This window comes from Nocardia sp. CNY236 (genome assembly GCF_000482385.1).
Classification (GTDB): Bacteria; Actinomycetota; Actinomycetes; order Mycobacteriales; family Mycobacteriaceae; genus Nocardia.
In genome coordinates this window covers 1-16657 of sequence record NZ_AXVD01000049.1, presented here as the reverse complement: position 1 = coordinate 16657, position 16657 = coordinate 1, and the positions used below count along the sequence as shown (strand labels likewise).

Here is a 16657-nt window from a genome sequence, read left to right as displayed (position 1 = left end):
CGCCGTGAGCGTCAACCACCCGGCCACCTGCGCCCGCACCCGCCAACTCGTCCTCGACCGGGCCGCCGAACGCGGCCTGGCACCAGCGGTGGGCATGGTCAACGACGTGAACTCCACAACTCTGCCGAAGATGCTGAGTGTGGTGTTCGGCGAGGTCCACATCCGCCAGTGCGACAACGCCCTCCTCTTCGACACTCCAGAACCTGTCATACGGTTCGCCGAAGCCCTATTCTCCTTCTGCGGCATAGATGCCGCCAGCCCGCACCGATCGGCGATCCTCGACGCGGTCACCACCGACATCCACGACTGGTTCACCGCCCACCCCGGACAGTGCTGGCGCGACCCCAAGGGCTATATCGTCGCCACCGCAACCGTCCGATAGTCCTCTGTTCCCGACGGCTCATCTCGCAGGATCGCGGCCCGCAGCGCGGCCAGGATGGCATCCCAGCTCGGCGTGTGCGGGGTGATCGCCTGGTGGGAGGTCGCGCTCGATCGCTCGCTGTATCGTCCGCAGCGTGGGAGCTGTTGGGCCGCGGTTGTTCTCGGCGGCTTTCAGCTCACGGTGCAACGCCGCGGCATTGCCGCGCCAGTAGGCCAACCTGGTGCGCAGTGCGTCGTCGGTACGGAACCGATCACGCTCGGTCTCCGGGGTGGAGGCGCGGCGGGCGGCCACCCAGCGCCAGACGGTGCGCTCACTGACGTCGAGGGCCTGCGCGGTCAGCACAACATGCTCGGTACCAAGTGCCCCGGCGGTGTCGAGCTGGGCCAGCCGGTGCACCGCGGCCTGCCGCAGTGCCCGTTCGCTCGCCTCGACCACGGGCACAGCCCTCCAGAATCCCGGCCCGCGTGTCGGAACGTCAGGTCCGCAACGTATTCGACCACGGACCCACTGATGAGTAGGCCACCGATATCGTCACGGATATCGCGACCTGCCGAGAATCCCTTGCCCGTAGGCCGTAACCCAACCGCTGGCTCAACGCACCGCCACCACACAGTTCCTTTACCGCGTCGAGGAGCCGGATTCGCTGGTTGAGGGGTTGGTTTTCGGCATTCTGGCAGAAATTTCGAGGACAGCGCGCGCGAGAAGGTCTGGCTCGTAGCCTGCATTGAGCAACCACCGACAGGTAGCCCACTGTAATGCGTGTGCTGCAGCGCCGATGAGGTCGGTGACGAAGGCGGGATCGGGGATGGAGACCGCTCGATAGTGGCCGGGCTCGTATTCGCTGCGGTGGAGCAAGTCGAATCCTTCGATGCTGAACCAGTTCTGGCCGTGGCCAGCTCCGCTGGCGGCCTGCCACAGGTAGGACCACTGGTTCGCGTCGCGTCCGGTGACCTCGGCGGCGTGGCGCACCAGCCGCTCGTATCCGGGTGGTGTGTTTCGCGGGGCAGTCTCGAAGGGAAGGTTGTCGGCGCGCTGTTCGAGGTCGGCGATGCGTTGCTCGATCAGCGTCGTGTCGTCTCCGTGAGCGGTCAGAGCATCCCGGTGGTACCCGAAGTCGCGGTACATCAATCGAACGAATCTCTGGATGCATTCGACATGGGTCTTGGTGGGGACCTCGAACAGCCACAGGGCGTGGGCGGCGGCTTCGAGTCCGGATCGGCCGAGCAGCAGGTAGGGCCGGATGCGCACCAGGACTGGCGCGTTGGGGTCGAATGCGTACGGGGCGACGCGGTCGGCCCACAAGCCGAGGTGTTCGGTCGCGGCCTGTAGGTAGCTTCGCGTCCACGCCGAGACCTTCTCCCACCGGTAGAGCGCATCGACCTGCGCCAGAGAGCTTCCTGGCTTCGGGTCGGCGGTCTCGGACAGCACCAGCTCGCAGGAGCGGATCACATACGTATGTTCCTTCCACCGACTCAGATGCTCGTCGGGCACAGCGAGCCCGAGGTCACCCAATTCCGCCCCGATGCCAGCGTCACCATTCACCGCGACATTCTACAAATCGATCTTCATTTCGCCGGGCAGTGCGCCGGTGAGCGGAGCAGGGTGGCAGCATGTCGTCGGCGTGGCCGGGCTCGACTATCGCGGCGAAGAACGCGAACAGGATGCGCCCGGCGCCGGAGGGGTCGTAGATTCCGGCCAGCGGTCCGGCGTGCATTTCGAGCACGATGCCGTGGGCGGTGAGGTGGTCGGCCAGCGCGGCTAGCTCGGCCGAGGTGCTTCACCAGCTGTGCAATCCACCGATCGACACCGAGGACGAGATCATCGGCGGCGCGACTGCCGCAGCACGAGCACCGACCTCGCTGAGAAGGCCTGCGCTGCATATCTTGCCGGTGCAGCACTACAACCTGCGAGAGCGATGCTGGTAGAACCGTTGCCATGGGCAAAAGCAGTGACAACAAGCGGGCGCGCCGCAAGGCCCGCTTGAGTAAACGCCGACCCTGATGCACAGCTACAAATCGAGGAAACCCCGAAACCGGGCAGGTGAACCACCAGGGATCCCTTGCCGTCCTGGACCTCTAAGCCACGACGGATGCCGCTACGGTGCATGCTCGACGAGTCATCTCGTGCGGAAGGAAGCCACAGCGAGCGGGTCGCGCGAGCGGGCTGCCCAAATTCTGTAGGCCGCAGGCTGACCCGGGCAAAGCACACTGGATCTTGGCGTTCACGGAGTGGAGCACCCCACGGGGGCGAAATGGCGCGCGGAAGTTCGCTGGCGATGTTAGTGGTGACGTATCGGTACTGACGTTTTCGGGCGTTTGTGTGGAGCCGGCACAGCGCGCCCGACCGGCTGCCGGCCGCTGCGTACCCGCGAGGTCAGACGCCGGCGAGTTCGGGCAGGAGGTGCGCGATGTCGGCGCGTAGTTGTCCGGGTTCGGTGAAGTGGTAGGCCGATCCGCCCCAAGCGCGGAAGATCTCGCAGGTGTCGGCGCAGTCGTCGATGAGGACCGCATCAGCCGGGGTCAGCCCGTATCGGTCCAGGGTCGGGCCGAAGAACCGGTCCGGGGATTCCTTCTTCAACGATCCGACCGAGGATGAGACGATCAGCTCGTCGATGCGCAGCTCACCGGTCAGTACCCGGGGTGCGGCGTGGACGAAGCATTCCATGTTGTCGGAGGCGACCGCGAGAAACGCCCGGTCGCGCAGGGTTCGGACGATGTCGGCCATGTCGGGGTTGATCTTGGCGTTGCGGCAGTCCCGCAAGAGTTCTCGCAGCAGGTAGTCGTTGCTGTAGCCGCGCGGCAAGGTCAGGTTCAAGGTGTCGATGACCTGTTCGTCGGTGACCAGCCCGCGCATCCAGGCGCCGACGAATTCCTTGCGGCCGCGGAACAGGTCTTCCAGGGCGGCGTTGAGTGGGCCGGCGAGTGGGTGGCGTTGGTTGCCGAGGATCGAGTCCCAGAACTGGGCTGTGGACAGGGTGTTGTACCAGTCGAAGAAGATGAAGATGCCGAAGATCGGCAGTACGCACTGCACGGGTGCATCGACACGGTTGGTCATTCGGTCTCCCGGGTCCGTGGCTGGATCGGTGTGCGGCCGCGAGCGAGGTCGCCGATGAGCAGCCCTACGCCGCGCAGACCACCGGCCCAGCAGCTCACCGCGGCGACGGGGTAGTACATCATCGCGTAGGTGATGTCTCGGCGTCGGGGCCGGTAGTCGCTGGGAAAGTCCAATCGGCGCAGGCCGGCGAGCATCGCGATCAGCGGCCCGTAGAGCGCGAGGAGCCATCCGGTTGTGGCCACGACCCGCTGGCGGGGAGAGGCTACGATCAGGGCGATCACCTGCGCGGGCACGGCCAGGGCCCACTTGAGGCCGCCGTAGGTGCCTTGGGCGGCGATGAGGTTGCCGCGGCGGGTGCGCGCATATTCGCTGCTGCACAGCGGGCCGCGGATCCAGGTCGAGCGCTGCCGGGCCAGCTCGCGGGCCGAGCGGGGCGCATCGCCGCATTCCAGGGTGGAGAACGGGTGGACGTGTAGGCCTGCTTCGCGGACCGAGACCCCGAGGGCGGCATCCTCGAGGCCGAATCGGGGGCGCGGCAGCCCGCCGAGGCGGCGATAGGTGTTGGTCGCGATGAGCAGGCCGTGCCCAACGGTGTGTTGGTACCAGATCGACCGCACCCAACCGGGCAACCAGCGCAGGTGGCCGGAGCCAACGAGGTAGCGGAAGATCTCGTGCTCGAAACTCCAGCGCGACTGGTAGAACGCTTCAGCGGTCGCGACCGGCCCGAGGTCGTCGAGATTGCCGAAGAACACACTGGACTGCTGCGCGACCGGAACCCCTGTAGCGGCGAGTTCGACGATCTCGGCGCATCCGTGCGGGGAGAGCCGGGAATCGATGTTGGCGACGTAGAGGTAGTCCGGCGGTGCGGGGCGGCTGCTCAGCACGTCCAGGGCCCAGCCGAGCTGTTCACCGTAGGTGCGGTTCACGCCCGGGTAGTGCAGCAGTTCCGCGCGCCCGGCGGCGGCGCCATGGCGGAAGCTTGCGGTGGCTGTGACCGCGTCCCAGCTGTGTGGTCCGTTGAGGCGTTCGTGGCGTTCGCGGGCGGTGGTGACGACGCACAACCGCAGCTCGGGGTGGTCGCCGAGGAGTTTGCACCAGTGATCCACGCAACCGGCTGCGCGGTCGGCTTCGTGGAGCATCGGCACGACGACCACGATATAGCTGTCGGTCGCGACCCGCCCAGGCTCGAATCGGACAGATTCGCGCTGGCCGGCGCGCTGCCGCAACCCGCCGACGGCAGCGTGCGCGCACCAGGTGCTCCACACCCCGTTGACCAGCATCACCCCGGCTGCTGCCCATCGGGCCCGGTCAGAGGAATTCACGGACGCACTCGGTGGCGTAGGCGACGACCTCGGTCAACGGCCGGTTGGAGTCCACGACCAGGACTCGGGCATCGCAGGCGGTCAGGACGTGGCGGTAGGAGTCGATCAGCGTGGACAGGAACTCGCGGGTGCGTAGTCGGGTGTCGATGGTGCGGGCAAGCCGGTTGTGGCGTTCGACCGCGGCCGAGACCGGCACCGCGAAGAACACCACGACCGGTGGGATGGGCCGCTCGCACACCGCGGCCGGTGCCTGCCCGGCGGTGTCGGGGTCACCCGGTAGGCCGAAGGCGGTGTGCAAGGCGAGCCGGTAGGCAGCGATCGACAGGTAGCAGCGGTCGAAAATCACTGTCGGGGACCCGGATTCGTTGGCCTGCTTCCACCGGCGGTCGTCCAGGTCCCGGTACACCGCGACCCGGTGATGCTGGTCGTCAGCCGAGTCCGACAGCTGCGCGACCCGCACTCGCTCGGTCTTGGTCAGCATCTCGTGGTAATCGGGCACCACCCTCACCCCGGGGTGCTGGCCGGCCAGTTCGTTTGCGGCGGTGGATTTTCCGGCGAACGGTATGCCTTCGAAGGCGATCACGCGCGGTGCGGTGTCGGTCATGATGGGCTCGCTTGCTCAGTGATGCGCTCGTCCAGGGTGGTCGGGGTGTCGTTGGAGGTGACCAGGAACCGGGGCCGCAGCAGCTGCCCGGTGTCGATTCCCGGGTCGGTGGTGGCCAGGTGCGGGTAGAGCCCGAACCGTTGGTTCAGCGCGAGGGTGGCCGCGTTGTAGCAGCCGTGAGGCAGCACGAACTCCTGGCACGCGCCGGTCAGCGTGTAGAGGTGTTCTCCTGCCTCCACCAGCTGGAACAGCACTTCGTTCTCGGTGGCCGGCTCGTGCTGTCCCGCGCCGACCCGGTCGCGGTAGTGGCCGCCGATCGGTGTCGCCAGCAACGTCCCGTGCGGGTCGTAGCTAGCCAGGCGAGTGTGGGAGTACCCGTGCGCGGCGATGCGGACACCCTGGGCAGTGGCGGCCGCCAGGTCGGTGGTGGTGCCGTGGCCGGTACGTCCGATCGAGGAGACCGGGACGGCCGCGACAACTTCGGCGAATTCGGTGACGTTCAGGGTCGGAAGCACCACGTCGAACAGTGACCGGTGGTTGTCGTCGAAGTACAGCCGCGCCCGGCGCGAAAGCCCGAGGTCTCGGCACCAGGCCACGATTTCGTGCAGCCGGTCGACGCTGGTGTCGAACCGGCTCCACAGATCGTCGCAGTCGGCGGCGATGTCGTGGAAGACGAGGTTCACCAGGGCGCCGGTGTGGGCTAGCCGCTCGGCCAGTGCGTCGGGGGTGGGGTGGGGGTCAGTCGAGGTCATGGGCGAGGAACTCCGTGAAGAACCGGCGGTGCGCGAGCGCCAGGTGGGCGTCGCGGTCACGCTGGTCGTGGTGGGCTGGGTTGTGTTCGACGTGCACCGCGGCGGCTGTGACCTGCGGGATCACCGGGACACCGGAGGCGATCAGCCGGGCGACGAGGCTGGTTTCGGTGAACCCGTACCGGGCGAAGGTTTCGTCGAAGCCACCGGCGTCGAGCGCGGCGGCGACCGGCACGGCGAAACAGCCGCCGAGCACCATGTTCGGCAGCAGCCACGGACCTACCGCTCCGTGCCAGCTGCGGAAGTAGTTGGTGGCGGTGATCAGGTCGAAGCGGTGACCGACGTACATCCAGTCACCGGGGACGGCGATCCAGGATGGCTGGAACCGGCATGAAAACCGCCAGTCCGCGGCGACCGATGCTGCCGCGATCGCCCGTGCGGGCGCGAACTGCTCGGTACCGGCCCGGTAGGTTGACATCAGCGATGCCACGATCGGCGCTCGCGCCGAATCCGCGGTCGAGGTCGGCGGCCGCCACAGCCGACAGGTCCCGGTGACCAGATCGGGGTGGACCAGTACATCGGAGTCGACGAACAACGCCACGTCGAAGTCGCTACTGGCCTGCAAGCCGACATTGCGGGCAGCGGCTCTGCCCTTGTTGTCGGGTAGCCGGATCACCCGCGCCATCTCCGGCGCACCATCGGCAGGGAACGGGTGGGCGGTCGATCCGTCATCGACGACGACGATCTGCGCCTGTGGCGCGGTAGGGCCGATCGCCGCCCGGTATGCCGCCACCGCCGTGGCGAGCCGGTGCACGCATTCGATCGCCAGCGGCCCGGTCTCGTAGTACGGGACCACGCACGACACTCGCAGCGTCGGTGCCGGCCAGTCCGGGGTTCGTGGATCGAACCCGTAGTCGTTGTTGTGGGCAAGGATCGCCGACCGCAACGTACGCCGACCGATCATATTGTTCGTTTCCGAGTTCATCGTGGTCACCTGCTACTCAGAGGAGTTCGATATTCGGGGTGCGGGGCAGAATGCCGCAGGCGTCGAAGACATAGTCGGCCGCGGCGAGGGCGTCGGTGTCGAGGTGGTCGTGGGCGACCAGCACTGCCACCGCTGACACCGCCGCTATCAGTTCGGGTGTCACTACTCGCAGTACCTCGGCGGCGTACTCGGCGACCGGGTCGTAGACGAGCACCCAGACCCCGCGCCCGCGCAAGTGTGCGATTACCGCAGCGGCCGCCGATCCCCGCACGTCACCGACGTTGGGCTTGTAGGTGATTCCCGCTACCAGCACCACCGCCTGCCCGGTGCCGATGCCGCGCTGCGTCAGGCCGGTGAGGATCCGTTCGGCCACCCACACCGGCGCGGCGTCGTTGACCGCCAGTGCCATCTCGATCAGGCCCGCCGGCGTTCCGCCGGTTTCGCCGATCCGCCAGGCCAGGTAGCGGGGTGCGACCGGGATGCAGTGCCCGCCCGCGCCGATACCCGGGGTGAACGGCATGAACCCGTACGGTTTGCTGGTCGCCAGCCCGATCGCGGACCATATATCGGCTCCGAGGTCGCGAGCGTGGTGGGCGATCTCGTTGACCAGGGAGATGTTGACCAGCCGGAAGGTGTTCTCGATGAGTTTGGTCAACTCCGCGGTCCGCATGTCCGGGGCCAGGACCACCGTGTCGACCAAGGTCTCCCAGAACTCGGTCACCAGCGCCAGCGACGCCGCGTCCGCACCGGAGACGATCTTGGGGATCGTGACCATCGCGTCGATCCCGTCGCCTGGGTTGATCCGTTCGGGTGTGTACCCGACGTGTAGGTTTACCCCGGCCCTCAGGCCCGAGGACTCCAGGGCTGGGATCACGATCTCGTCGGTGGTGCCCGGCCACGTCGTGGATTCCACGATCACCACGCATCCGGGTCGAGCGTGCGCAGCGACGGTCTTGGCCGCGGCCTCGAGCAACCGTAGGTCCGGTCTGCCCGCTGCCAGCGGGGTCGAGACGCTGATGACCGCCACCTCGAACCCGTACAGCGCTGCGGCGTCGGTGGTCGCGGTGAACCGGCCCGTCGCGATCGCCTGTGCGAGCCGGTCGCGGGGCACCTCGCCGAGGTCTTCGCTGGCGCTGCTCACCCGCAAGATCCGCACGGGGTCGGTGTCGTAGCCCACCACGCTGTGGCCGGCTTCGGTCGCCAGAACCGACACCACCAGCCCCATGTGGCCCTGGCCGATCACCGCGACCCGCCGCGGCTGCCTCGTCCGAGGTGGTACCGGTTGCTGTCGAGTCGGTGGAGTCATCATGGTTGCTGACCTCGAATCCCTTGCCGGACATCGTCGTAGCTTCAAGGATCGGTGCCTGGCGGGGGAGGCGGGAACGTAGCAACCCGTAGCATGACGGTCCGGAGTCGGTGCTGCGGCCGGTACCGTGAGGACATGGCTTTCCCGCCCCGCACGGACGTGCATTCCGACCGCACCGTCTATGACGCGCCGCCCTGGCTGCGGGTGAGCCTGCACGACATCACCACCCCCGATGGAGTGGAGCGCACCCATCACGCGGTCAGGCTCAACACCGTGGCCTGCACCGTGGTCGTCGACAACCACGGCCGCGCATTGCTCCTACATCGCCACCGATGGATCGTGGGCGCATTGGGGTTCGAAGCCCCCGGCGGCATCGTCGAGCCGGGTGAACCGCCGGAAGCGTGCGCCCGCCGAGAATTGCTGGAAGAGACCGGTTTTGAGGTCCGATCGCTCGAACTGGTGGCAGTCCTCGAACCGATGCCGGGGCTGGTGGAGACCCCCCACCACGTCTTCATCGGGCGAATGCCGCGTCAGGTCGGTGCTCCCACCGACGGCGAGGAGGCCGCAGATCTGGTGTGGGTGCCGCTGGCCGAAACGCGCGATCTCCTCGCGGCGGGGCAGTTGCTGGGCACCGCGACCGCTGTCGGGATGCTCGCCGCGCTACCGGCAGCCGGCGGTCAGCTCCCGCACCCGCCGCGCGATCAGGTCGTGACGGTAACGCAGACGCCGTGACCCCACCGTCGTGATGGCCTGCGCCGCCGTCACCAGCCGCGCCATGGCCAGGTCCAGGTCACCGTGGCGTGTGGCGTACTCTGCCAGGTCGAGCACTTGCCCGGCGCGGGCGCGCACGAACTCAGCGGGCAGCCCCGCCAGTGCCTGCTCGGTGATCGGGCCGCCCGCCGGGTCACCGAGGCGTACCAGCACGTGGCCGTTCCAGCGCTGAAGGTGGATCTCGTTGAGAGCGAGGAAGGGTAGCGCAACTTCATCGCCAGGACGGGCATGGGTGAGCGCAGTTTCCGCCTCGGTCATCGCCTTCCGGACTGTCATCGATTCGCCGGGGCACCAGGTGGCGACTTGAGCGCGGGTTGCCGCGAGCCAGGCCCGCAGGAGCATCGGCAGGCCGGGCAGGGTTTCCGCGCGCCGAACCTGGGCCAGCGCCCGGCGGGCGGGACCGGTTTCGGACAGCATAACCGCGTGCTCGCCGAGCGCGTGCGCCAACAATGTCGGATCCCCCGACCGTGACGCCGCCTGCCTGGCCAGTCCGAAGTGCCGGTCTGCCGCGGTGTGGTCGCCGACGTCGAGGTCTTCCCACGCCGCGAGCGCCGCGGTGTCGGCTTGGACCAGCGCGACGCTGCGCCGGTCGACGCCTGACCGGCGCTCCCACAGCAACTCCAGCGCCGACACATGTCCGGCAGTCTGCGCTCTCACGAACGGCGCACCAAGGCGCCGGTCCAGCAGACGCAGACTGTTGGTGTGGTGAGCCAGGACCGCGAACAACGAATCGTCGCTGGGTTCACCACGCCCCGCAACCGGTCCAGTTGAGTCGACGGGCGACAGTTCCAGGACGCTGCACAGCAGCCGGGTGTGCACCAGGTCGGGCGCGGTGTGCCCGTTCTCCCACCGCGACAACGCCACTCGCAGCGAGGCCGGACTCATCAGCGTGACGTGCTCGAGCACAGCCTGGCTCCGCAATGCAGCCAGGAGCTGGGTTTGGGACCATCCGCGGGCCTGGCGAGCGGAGCGGATGAAGTGTCCGTCCATCCGGCACCACCCTGTCGAAAAGAATGTGCGGGCAACGGCGGTTGCGCCGAAACTGACACGGTGCAACAACTCTCAGGGTCTCACATCGATCCGACAGGCCGCACCGACAGGCAGTTAACAGACCACATCGGACTGACCGACCTCGGACAAGCCCACAGGGATCAGCGTAGGCGACGATGATGGTGTAGCCCTTGGGGTCTCGGGCGTAGGAGCTGATGGCGTGGTCGACGGCCAGCTTCGTTGCACCGTAGGTGTTGACCGGGTTGGTCGGCGAGTTCTCGGTGAGCGGGCAGTTCGGTCGGTTCGCCGTAGACGGCGGCGGTGGAGGAGAAGACCAGCCGTGCGACGCCGGCGGTGTGCATGGCGTCCAGGAGGGTGAGGGAGGCGCGGGTGTTGTTGTCCCAGTGCTATCCGGGGTGCTGCATCGACTCCCCGGCGGCGATCAGGCCCGCGAAGTGCAGTACCGCATCGAATCCGGCCTCAGGGGTGAGGACTTGGGTGATGTCGTGGACGCGGCAGCGGACGAATTCGGCGTCGGTGGGGACCTGCCGGTCGTCGTTGCGGGACAGGTCGTCGACGATGGTGACCTGATGGTCGTGGTCGAGGAGTATGCGGGCGACGGTGGCGCCGATGTAGCCGGCGCCACCGGTGACCAGAACCTTCACTTGACCTGGCGCGGAGATGATCGTGGATGGCTGTGCGGTGTGCTCGGAAGTATTGCCATGGGTCCGACGGCGGGTTCGTTCCGGTCCAGCCGGTGATCCGAGCCCAGACACTCGGCACTACCGTAGCGACATCGGCGCGGTCTCCGGTGGCGACCCAGGTATGCGCCAACGCCCGGCCGAGTCGTTGCGCGGTCCGCTGGTACCCGGCGATGATGTGACCGCTCGGGGTCTGTGAGTAGGCACTGAACGCCACCGCGTCCTGGCCGACCGAACCGGGCGTCGAACCGCCGGAACGCCTCATCCAGATAAGACCAGAACCGGCCGGGGTCGGCGGGGCGGCCGAGCGGAGCAGTCCGCCAGGCCAGCTCGGCGCGCATCCGTTCCGCCACGTACGGGGACATCATGTGCAGGTCGTGGTGGCGGTAGGCGCCGTCGAGCATGGCGGTGGCGCGCAGTACCTTCATACACAACCGGTTCACCATCAGGTGGAACTCGGCGGTCGCGTCACCGGCGAACCAGCTCTCGGACAGGCCGGACCAGAACCAGCACATCACGTGGTACAGCAGTATTTCGTAGGCGTCGCGTTCATCGAGGTGCACCCGCGTGTGGGGCGGCAGACCGTGGCGGGTCACCGGCACACCGATGTTCTTGAAATCGTGGCCGAGAGAGGTGGCCACCACCTGATAGTCCCGGACCGGCATCGCCATCAACTCCACTGCGGGAAGAAGGGTCTCGGCTAGATTCATGATTTCCCTCAGTAATGTCGACGGCCGCTCCCCCCGGTGCACATACAGCAGGTCGATGTCGCTGAGCAGCGTCGGCTCTCCGCTGTGGGCGTGGGCAAAGCTCGGTTCGCCGCGAGCCAGTGACCCGCCGACGATCAGCCAGTCGCGGACGGGCACCAGATCACCTAGCCTGCGCAGCGAGTTCGCGACCTCTCGGGCGGCGGTAGTGACGGCGGGGCTGCCGCAGATCGTGCACGGCTTGCCGTCAGTGAGTAGATCCTGTTGCAGAAACACCTGGTTGGCCAGGTCCGGATACATCGCGTGCTCGGTTTGAGTCTTCCAGGCGTTCTTGCGGCGGGCCCTGCTCATCGCCTCCTGGCGGGCGATCTCGGCAGTGTTGCCGCGGCCCAGTTCCAGGGCGGTGATCGCGACGCGAGCGTTGCGGACCGCGTCGGCGGTATCCCCAGCGGTGGGCATGGCGTAGTGCTCGGCTTGGGTGATGGAGGCAAACATGTCACCACCGCAGGCGCCGGCGGCGGCGATGCCGATGGTGTTGACGACCGAGTCCAGGGACGCAGCGTTGTCGATGACCATGGGGCCGGCCAGCCACAGCGGCGCACCACCGAGTGCTTCCTTGTAGGCGGGGATCAGCTCGCCGATGCGGTGCAACGGGATATGACCGCCGGACTCACACAGCACCTGCACGCCGCCGCTCAGGATCTGCGTGCGGACCTCGGGCCAGCAGCTGGATCTCCGCCCACTTCATCTCGTCCCCGGCATCGGCGGTGGCGCCGGGCCGGAAGATATCGCCCAAGTCCACGACCACCTCCATTCGGCGGCAGATGTCGATGATGCCGTCGAGGTGTTCCAGCAGCGGGTTGTCGCACCGATGAATACGCATGTAGCGGTCGATCAGGCCACCGCCCCGTGAAGTGGTGGGCATGATCCGGTGCGAGCGGCCCATCATCTCCGCCAGCGCCGGGCTCGTCCCGAAGTGAGCGAGCACGAAATCGACCCCACCGGTCAGGCCTTGCTCGAAGCGTTCGAGGAATTCGCTGCGGGACAGCTTCTTCCGTGGGTCGGTGAACAAGTCGTAGGTGACGCAGGCCCCGAGCGGGCGTTTGGTGCTCAGCGCAGGTGACCGATCAGCCCGCGTCGAGTTTGTCGGTGGTGCCGGCAATAATGGCCTGGATGAGCGCGAACACTGACCAGTCGCCGAGGCGACGTAGGCGCAGGAAGGCCGAGCAGCGCGACCGCGATCGTGCCCTTGTCCCGGTCGCGGTCGCCGAAAAAGTCGGTATACCAGTTGCCGCCTTGGCGAGCGCTATGCGTGCGGCAGAAGTGCACGAACCGCTCACCGTGACCGCGGCCGTTTCCTGGATACGTGATCCTGAGTCGGCGCCGGAATGGTTCGCCGCGCTTCGCAGCGAGCGGCTGGCTCGCGCCGAAGCAGAGTGCCAGTGTTTGGCGGGGCGGGAACTGGCTGCTGAGCAGTCGGCACTGGCGAAACTCCAGTCCGGCGGGCGGTTTACCGATGAGGAATTGCTCCACGTGCAGGATTGGGCGTGGCGCGCGGCCAAGGATCTGGTGCGCGACGGTCCGGAGGGGATACCCACCGCTGAGGAGCAGCAGGTGCTGTGGGCGGTCGGGGTAGACGCCGCCGACCATTCCACATGGCCGGTGCATGCCGGTGGTTGTGATGGTGCAGGTCGGCAACACTGTTTGGTGCGCATTGAGCAGATCCGCGCCCAGCGGTGAGCCTGCCTGGGGTAGGGCAGATGGTGTCGGGCACCACCCGCCAGCCCCGCCATCGCCAGCCGACCGGTGTGGCCTGACCGAGCGAGGCTGGAGATCGGCCCAGACCACATCGCCGCCGTGCATGCTCATTCGCAGGCGACGCCGTCCTCGTCGCGGTCTAGGTCGGCACGGTATCCGGGTTCACCTCGATGTAGTGGGGCAGCACCGGCGGCGCGGGCAGCGGAGCAGTTCTGGAAGTAGGCGGGCGCCTCGGCGGTCTCGGGTGCGGGGATGCCAGCGGGCTCGGGAGCTGGTTGCTGTGCACGTTCAGGTGGAAGGGATTGGATGGGCGCTTGTGCATCGGGGGTGCTGCATTCGGCGAGTACATTGGCCATCGCAGATTTTTCGGCGGGGGTGATCCAGAGTTGATAGGCCGATTTGACCTGGATTTGCCTCGTCACGTAGGCGCAAGTGGTAGCCGGCGTTCGGTGGTAGCCACTCGGCAGCGTCGGAGTCACTTTTGGCTTGGTTTGTGGGACCGTCCACCGCGAGCAGATTCAGTGGATCATTGGCCAGGTCGCGTCGGCGTTCGGTCGAGAGTTGCTGGGCCCCTTTTTGCCAGGCGTCCGACAGTGCGACGACGTGATCGATCTGCACTGCCGAGGAGGTTTCCAAGCCGCGAGTGAAGTCGATAGTTTTGCCGGTATAGGGGTCATTGAGAGTGCCTGTCGCGACTTGGCACGTGCCCGGTTTGAGGGTCACTGCGGTCAGGTCCCGCTGCAGGATATCGTTGCGGGTGTCGCATCCATTACCTCCACCGGACACCGAAACCTCATCCGACCACGCTGGTCCGAATTCGTCACGGTCGTAACCAGTTTGGGGAGCGCGCTCGCGCACCAGCAGAGTGTTCAGCAGTGGAATCGCATCTCCATGCGGCGCTTGTGCAGCCTGGGCTGTGGCGGCACCTCGTCGTTGACCTGATCCGGTGTCGCTGGTGTCATCACTGCATGCCGCTACCAGCGACACGACAACAGCCCCGGTGAATCCTGCGATCACAACGCGCCTGAACACGCCAATCCCCCTATAACAATGACTCTTCGTTCGGTAGCCGGTCGTTTAGCCACCGCGGAATGCAGTCCGGTCCAATTCGGAAGCTACCTGATCTAGTGCTAACTGTGCGACACGGGTGGGTGTGGTATTCGCCATGGACAACGATCTAGCACAAATGACCCGTGCCTCAACTCGAGACACGTCGGGCAGCTGTTGAAGTTTCCGAAACAGAATTCGTCAACAGCGTCGATGAGAAGGCAGGTGGCACATCTGCTGGTAAGGGTTGACCGGACACCGCTGTGGTCCGTTGATTCGGGCTTGGTAGTTTGAGGCTCGCCACGGCATACGATATTGAGGGGTTGGAATGAGTTCGACAGCCCGGGTGGATGTGGAGGGCTCGGGGCCGCTGTGTGGTGCGAAATCCGGGATAGAGTTGCAATGAAAGAGGGGGCGCAGATGCCGAATTGTCGGTCCGAGAGTATGGCGTTGTCGAGGTTGATCGACCAGCAATGCGGTGCAGCGCTCGCACGTTGGCGACGTCAGCGCGGATACAACATCCAGCACGTCGCCGTACTGGCCGCTATCGATGTTCACCAGCTGCAGAAGATCGAGGCCGGTGCGACTTCCGTCGAGGTGGCGCAGCTGAGCCGCTTGTGCGCGGAGCTCGATCTCGATCTCCCGGAGTTCGTCGGTGAGGTGCTCGAACGAGCGTATTCTGCCTCCACGCCGACTCAGGTATGCATGGCCCGGGCGGACGGGGTCGGCAGATCTGCAATCGCGACAAGTGACTCGGGCGCGGCCGAGGCTGCTCACGGGTCCAGCGCGTAGTGATTGGAGCCACCGTCAATTGCGGTTGTTAAGCCAACGATGTCCAACCTCGTTGTCCACGTGTCCGCTATGTTCCACGTCGGACTCGGGGCAGCGTCTGTGACTCATGATTGTTGGTTGTGCATTGCTGTGATCAACGACTGCGGACGTCGAGTCGGACCTCGCCGCTAGAGCTGGACGCGGTCCAAACGCGCGGTGTGAACCTCTTCGCCTGCGAAGGCCCTTGTCGGCGGCCATGCGCCGTCGACGGAACGTAGCTTGCGGGGGTCATCGCCATCTGTGAAGCAGGCAATTCCGCTCTCGGCGACGCAACCGGGACAGTCGTGGTGGGCGACGGCGTCGTAGAAGTATCTGGCCACGACCTCACGTTCTACAGCGGTGAGATGTCGAGTGCAGCCGAGCCCGCCCGCGTGCCCTCTGCCGGGGACGTAGACCGGCCGATTCGAGCAAGGGGATTTGGTGGTTTTGGTGGGGCGTCCACAGCGGTGTTTGAGATCCTCGTCGCGGATCGCGGCGCGTTGGGCTATGGATTCGACGTTGCGACGCCACTGGGTGTAGTAGTCGACGTCGTCATCGTTTGCGATCTTGGCAAGGTCAACGATCCGCTCGGCGTGCAGTGGTCCCTGCCAGGAGATGCCCTTGCGACTGGCTGCAGCGACGGGTTTCCTGAGCTCGATGATCTCGTACGCGGTTTCGAGTGTGTCGATATCCGAACGCAGGGTAGCGTCGGTGTGGGCGAGCATCTCGAATGAGGTGGGTAGCAGTAGGGCCGGCTCAGAGCCATTGTGCCGCTCAATTGACAGACGGAACTGCTCTACTTCGCGTAGTAGTCGACGCGCGGCGGTAACAATCTCTGGTGATGTGGAGGCTGTTGCGATTGACGGTCCCGTCTGTGTCGGGTGCTTGCGTGATGCGCGGCGGCGTTTCTTCGGCATCAGTGGACTCCTGTCACGATGAATACCAGAACCAAAAACCAAGTCTCGCAGACAGATTGTTTGTAGTCTCAAGTGAATCGGTTGTGCTTCAACGATGGTCGTGCACTACGCGTCGACCGAGTCAGAAGTGCTGCGGCGGCCGACGTTCATCAGATGAAATTCGGGCAGGTTCTTTACCGATAACTGAGATTATGTCAACTAGTTGTGCTACTGACGATGGCCGTTGACAGTGTGGGCCTGGGTCTTCTGTAGCAGCCTCTCATAGGGCGTCTGCCCTGCGAGGCCCCCGTGGGGGCGGTGGAAGTTGTAGTAGTCCTCCCATTCCTTTAGCTTGTCGTTGAACAACCCGGTGTCGTCGATGACGACACCGTCGAGGAGGCGGTAGAACTCTTCGGCGTCGATGCGGTGCGAGCGCTCCACCTTGCCGTTGAGGCGCGGGGTTGCCGGTTTGATGTAGGTGTGGCCGATACCCTGGTCGATCACGTGCCAGCCGAAGACCGACTGGAACTCCGCACCATTGCCGGTCTGGATCTTCTCGACCTGGAACGGCAACC

General features: G+C 66.1%; 17 protein-coding genes and 3 pseudogenes. 5 read left to right on the top strand and 15 right to left on the bottom strand.

The window, feature by feature from the left end:
* Window positions 1–382, top strand: a pseudogene (locus tag K940_RS33235) (SAM-dependent methyltransferase); the annotation flags it as partial.
* Between the two features lie 18 nt (window positions 383–400).
* On the opposite strand, the gene K940_RS0120590 reads toward K940_RS33235, so the two are convergent.
* Complete coding sequence (locus K940_RS0120590; RefSeq protein ID WP_028479034.1) at window positions 401–823, bottom strand: hypothetical protein; 423 nt, start codon at window positions 821–823, stop codon at window positions 401–403.
* Window positions 824–1000: 177 nt separating this feature from the next.
* Entirely contained in the window at window positions 1001–1924 is a 924-nt protein-coding gene (locus K940_RS0120585; protein WP_028479033.1) for a hypothetical protein, read from the bottom strand.
* Between K940_RS0120585 and K940_RS32585 the strand changes: the two genes are divergently transcribed.
* On the top strand, window positions 1905–2144 hold the full coding sequence (locus K940_RS32585) for a hypothetical protein (protein ID WP_196812320.1): 240 nt from the start codon (window positions 1905–1907) through the stop codon (window positions 2142–2144). The two genes, K940_RS0120585 and K940_RS32585, sit on opposite strands and share 20 nt — an antisense overlap.
* 611 nt (window positions 2145–2755) lie before the next feature.
* Here the strand turns inward: K940_RS32585 and K940_RS0120570 are convergent.
* Genes K940_RS0120570 through K940_RS29590 form a run of 6 tightly spaced genes read right to left on the bottom strand, consistent with a single transcriptional unit; the run spans window position 2756 to window position 8405 of the window.
* Window positions 2756–3436, bottom strand: coding sequence for an HAD family hydrolase (locus K940_RS0120570; protein WP_028479032.1), 681 nt, complete (start codon window positions 3434–3436; stop codon window positions 2756–2758).
* Entirely contained in the window at window positions 3433–4758 is a 1326-nt protein-coding gene (locus K940_RS0120565) for a hypothetical protein (protein WP_155981027.1), read from the bottom strand. Before K940_RS0120565 ends, K940_RS0120570 begins: the two co-directional genes overlap by 4 nt.
* On the bottom strand, window positions 4745–5362 hold the full coding sequence (locus tag K940_RS0120560; RefSeq protein WP_028479030.1) for an AAA family ATPase: 618 nt from the start codon (window positions 5360–5362) through the stop codon (window positions 4745–4747). The genes K940_RS0120565 and K940_RS0120560 overlap by 14 nt, the downstream gene beginning before the upstream one ends.
* Window positions 5359–6114: a polysaccharide deacetylase family protein gene (locus K940_RS0120555; RefSeq protein ID WP_028479029.1), complete on the bottom strand. Its 756-nt coding sequence runs from the start codon at window positions 6112–6114 to the stop codon at window positions 5359–5361. The genes K940_RS0120560 and K940_RS0120555 overlap by 4 nt, the downstream gene beginning before the upstream one ends.
* A complete protein-coding gene (locus K940_RS0120550) occupies window positions 6101–7096 on the bottom strand; it encodes a glycosyltransferase family 2 protein (RefSeq protein ID WP_155981026.1) in 996 nt (331 codons plus the stop codon). The genes K940_RS0120555 and K940_RS0120550 overlap by 14 nt, the downstream gene beginning before the upstream one ends.
* A 16-nt stretch (window positions 7097–7112) precedes the next feature.
* A complete protein-coding gene (locus K940_RS29590; RefSeq protein ID WP_196812319.1) occupies window positions 7113–8405 on the bottom strand; it encodes a nucleotide sugar dehydrogenase in 1293 nt (430 codons plus the stop codon).
* A gap of 132 nt (window positions 8406–8537) precedes the next feature.
* Between K940_RS29590 and K940_RS29585 the strand changes: the two genes are divergently transcribed.
* Window positions 8538–9134: an NUDIX hydrolase gene (locus K940_RS29585; RefSeq protein WP_051407414.1), complete on the top strand. Its 597-nt coding sequence runs from the start codon at window positions 8538–8540 to the stop codon at window positions 9132–9134.
* On the opposite strand, the gene K940_RS31075 is transcribed toward K940_RS29585, so the two are convergent.
* The 4 genes and pseudogenes from K940_RS31075 to K940_RS33980 form a co-directional block, all read right to left on the bottom strand.
* Window positions 9063–10163, bottom strand: coding sequence for a helix-turn-helix transcriptional regulator (locus K940_RS31075; RefSeq protein ID WP_028479027.1), 1101 nt, complete (start codon window positions 10161–10163; stop codon window positions 9063–9065). The genes K940_RS29585 and K940_RS31075 overlap by 72 nt on opposite strands.
* Window positions 10164–10324: 161 nt before the next feature.
* Window positions 10325–10828: pseudogene (locus K940_RS33760) on the bottom strand (NAD-dependent epimerase/dehydratase family protein).
* Window positions 10825–12258 carry a phosphomethylpyrimidine synthase ThiC gene (locus tag K940_RS0120525; protein WP_028479025.1) on the bottom strand — a complete coding sequence of 478 codons (1434 nt, stop codon included), beginning with the start codon at window positions 12256–12258 and terminating at the stop codon, window positions 10825–10827. The pseudogene K940_RS33760 and the gene K940_RS0120525 overlap by 4 nt, the downstream one beginning before the upstream one ends.
* Window positions 12242–12733: a phosphomethylpyrimidine synthase ThiC gene (locus tag K940_RS33980; protein ID WP_036529521.1), complete on the bottom strand. Its 492-nt coding sequence runs from the start codon at window positions 12731–12733 to the stop codon at window positions 12242–12244. Before K940_RS33980 ends, K940_RS0120525 begins: the two co-directional genes overlap by 17 nt.
* An 11-nt stretch (window positions 12734–12744) precedes the next feature.
* Between K940_RS33980 and K940_RS32580 the strand changes: the two genes are divergently transcribed.
* A complete protein-coding gene (locus K940_RS32580; RefSeq protein WP_155981023.1) occupies window positions 12745–13311 on the top strand; it encodes a hypothetical protein in 567 nt (188 codons plus the stop codon).
* A gap of 125 nt (window positions 13312–13436) precedes the next feature.
* Here K940_RS32580 and K940_RS29570 read toward each other — a convergent pair.
* Window positions 13437–14310 (bottom strand): annotated as a pseudogene (locus K940_RS29570) (DUF1524 domain-containing protein).
* Window positions 14311–14796: 486 nt separating this feature from the next.
* On the opposite strand from K940_RS29570, the gene K940_RS0120505 reads away from it, so the two are divergent.
* Window positions 14797–15168, top strand: a complete 372-nt coding sequence (locus tag K940_RS0120505) for a helix-turn-helix domain-containing protein (RefSeq protein ID WP_196812318.1) — start codon at window positions 14797–14799, stop codon at window positions 15166–15168.
* Window positions 15169–15335: 167 nt separating this feature from the next.
* On the opposite strand, the gene K940_RS0120500 is transcribed toward K940_RS0120505, so the two are convergent.
* Both K940_RS0120500 and K940_RS0120495 read right to left on the bottom strand, forming a co-directional pair.
* Window positions 15336–15911 carry a hypothetical protein gene (locus K940_RS0120500; protein WP_028479021.1) on the bottom strand — a complete coding sequence of 192 codons (576 nt, stop codon included), beginning with the start codon at window positions 15909–15911 and terminating at the stop codon, window positions 15336–15338.
* A 399-nt stretch (window positions 15912–16310) separates the two neighbouring features.
* Window positions 16311–16657: IS481 family transposase (locus K940_RS0120495; RefSeq protein WP_036529519.1), on the bottom strand; the 347-nt coding region annotated here is incomplete at its 5' end.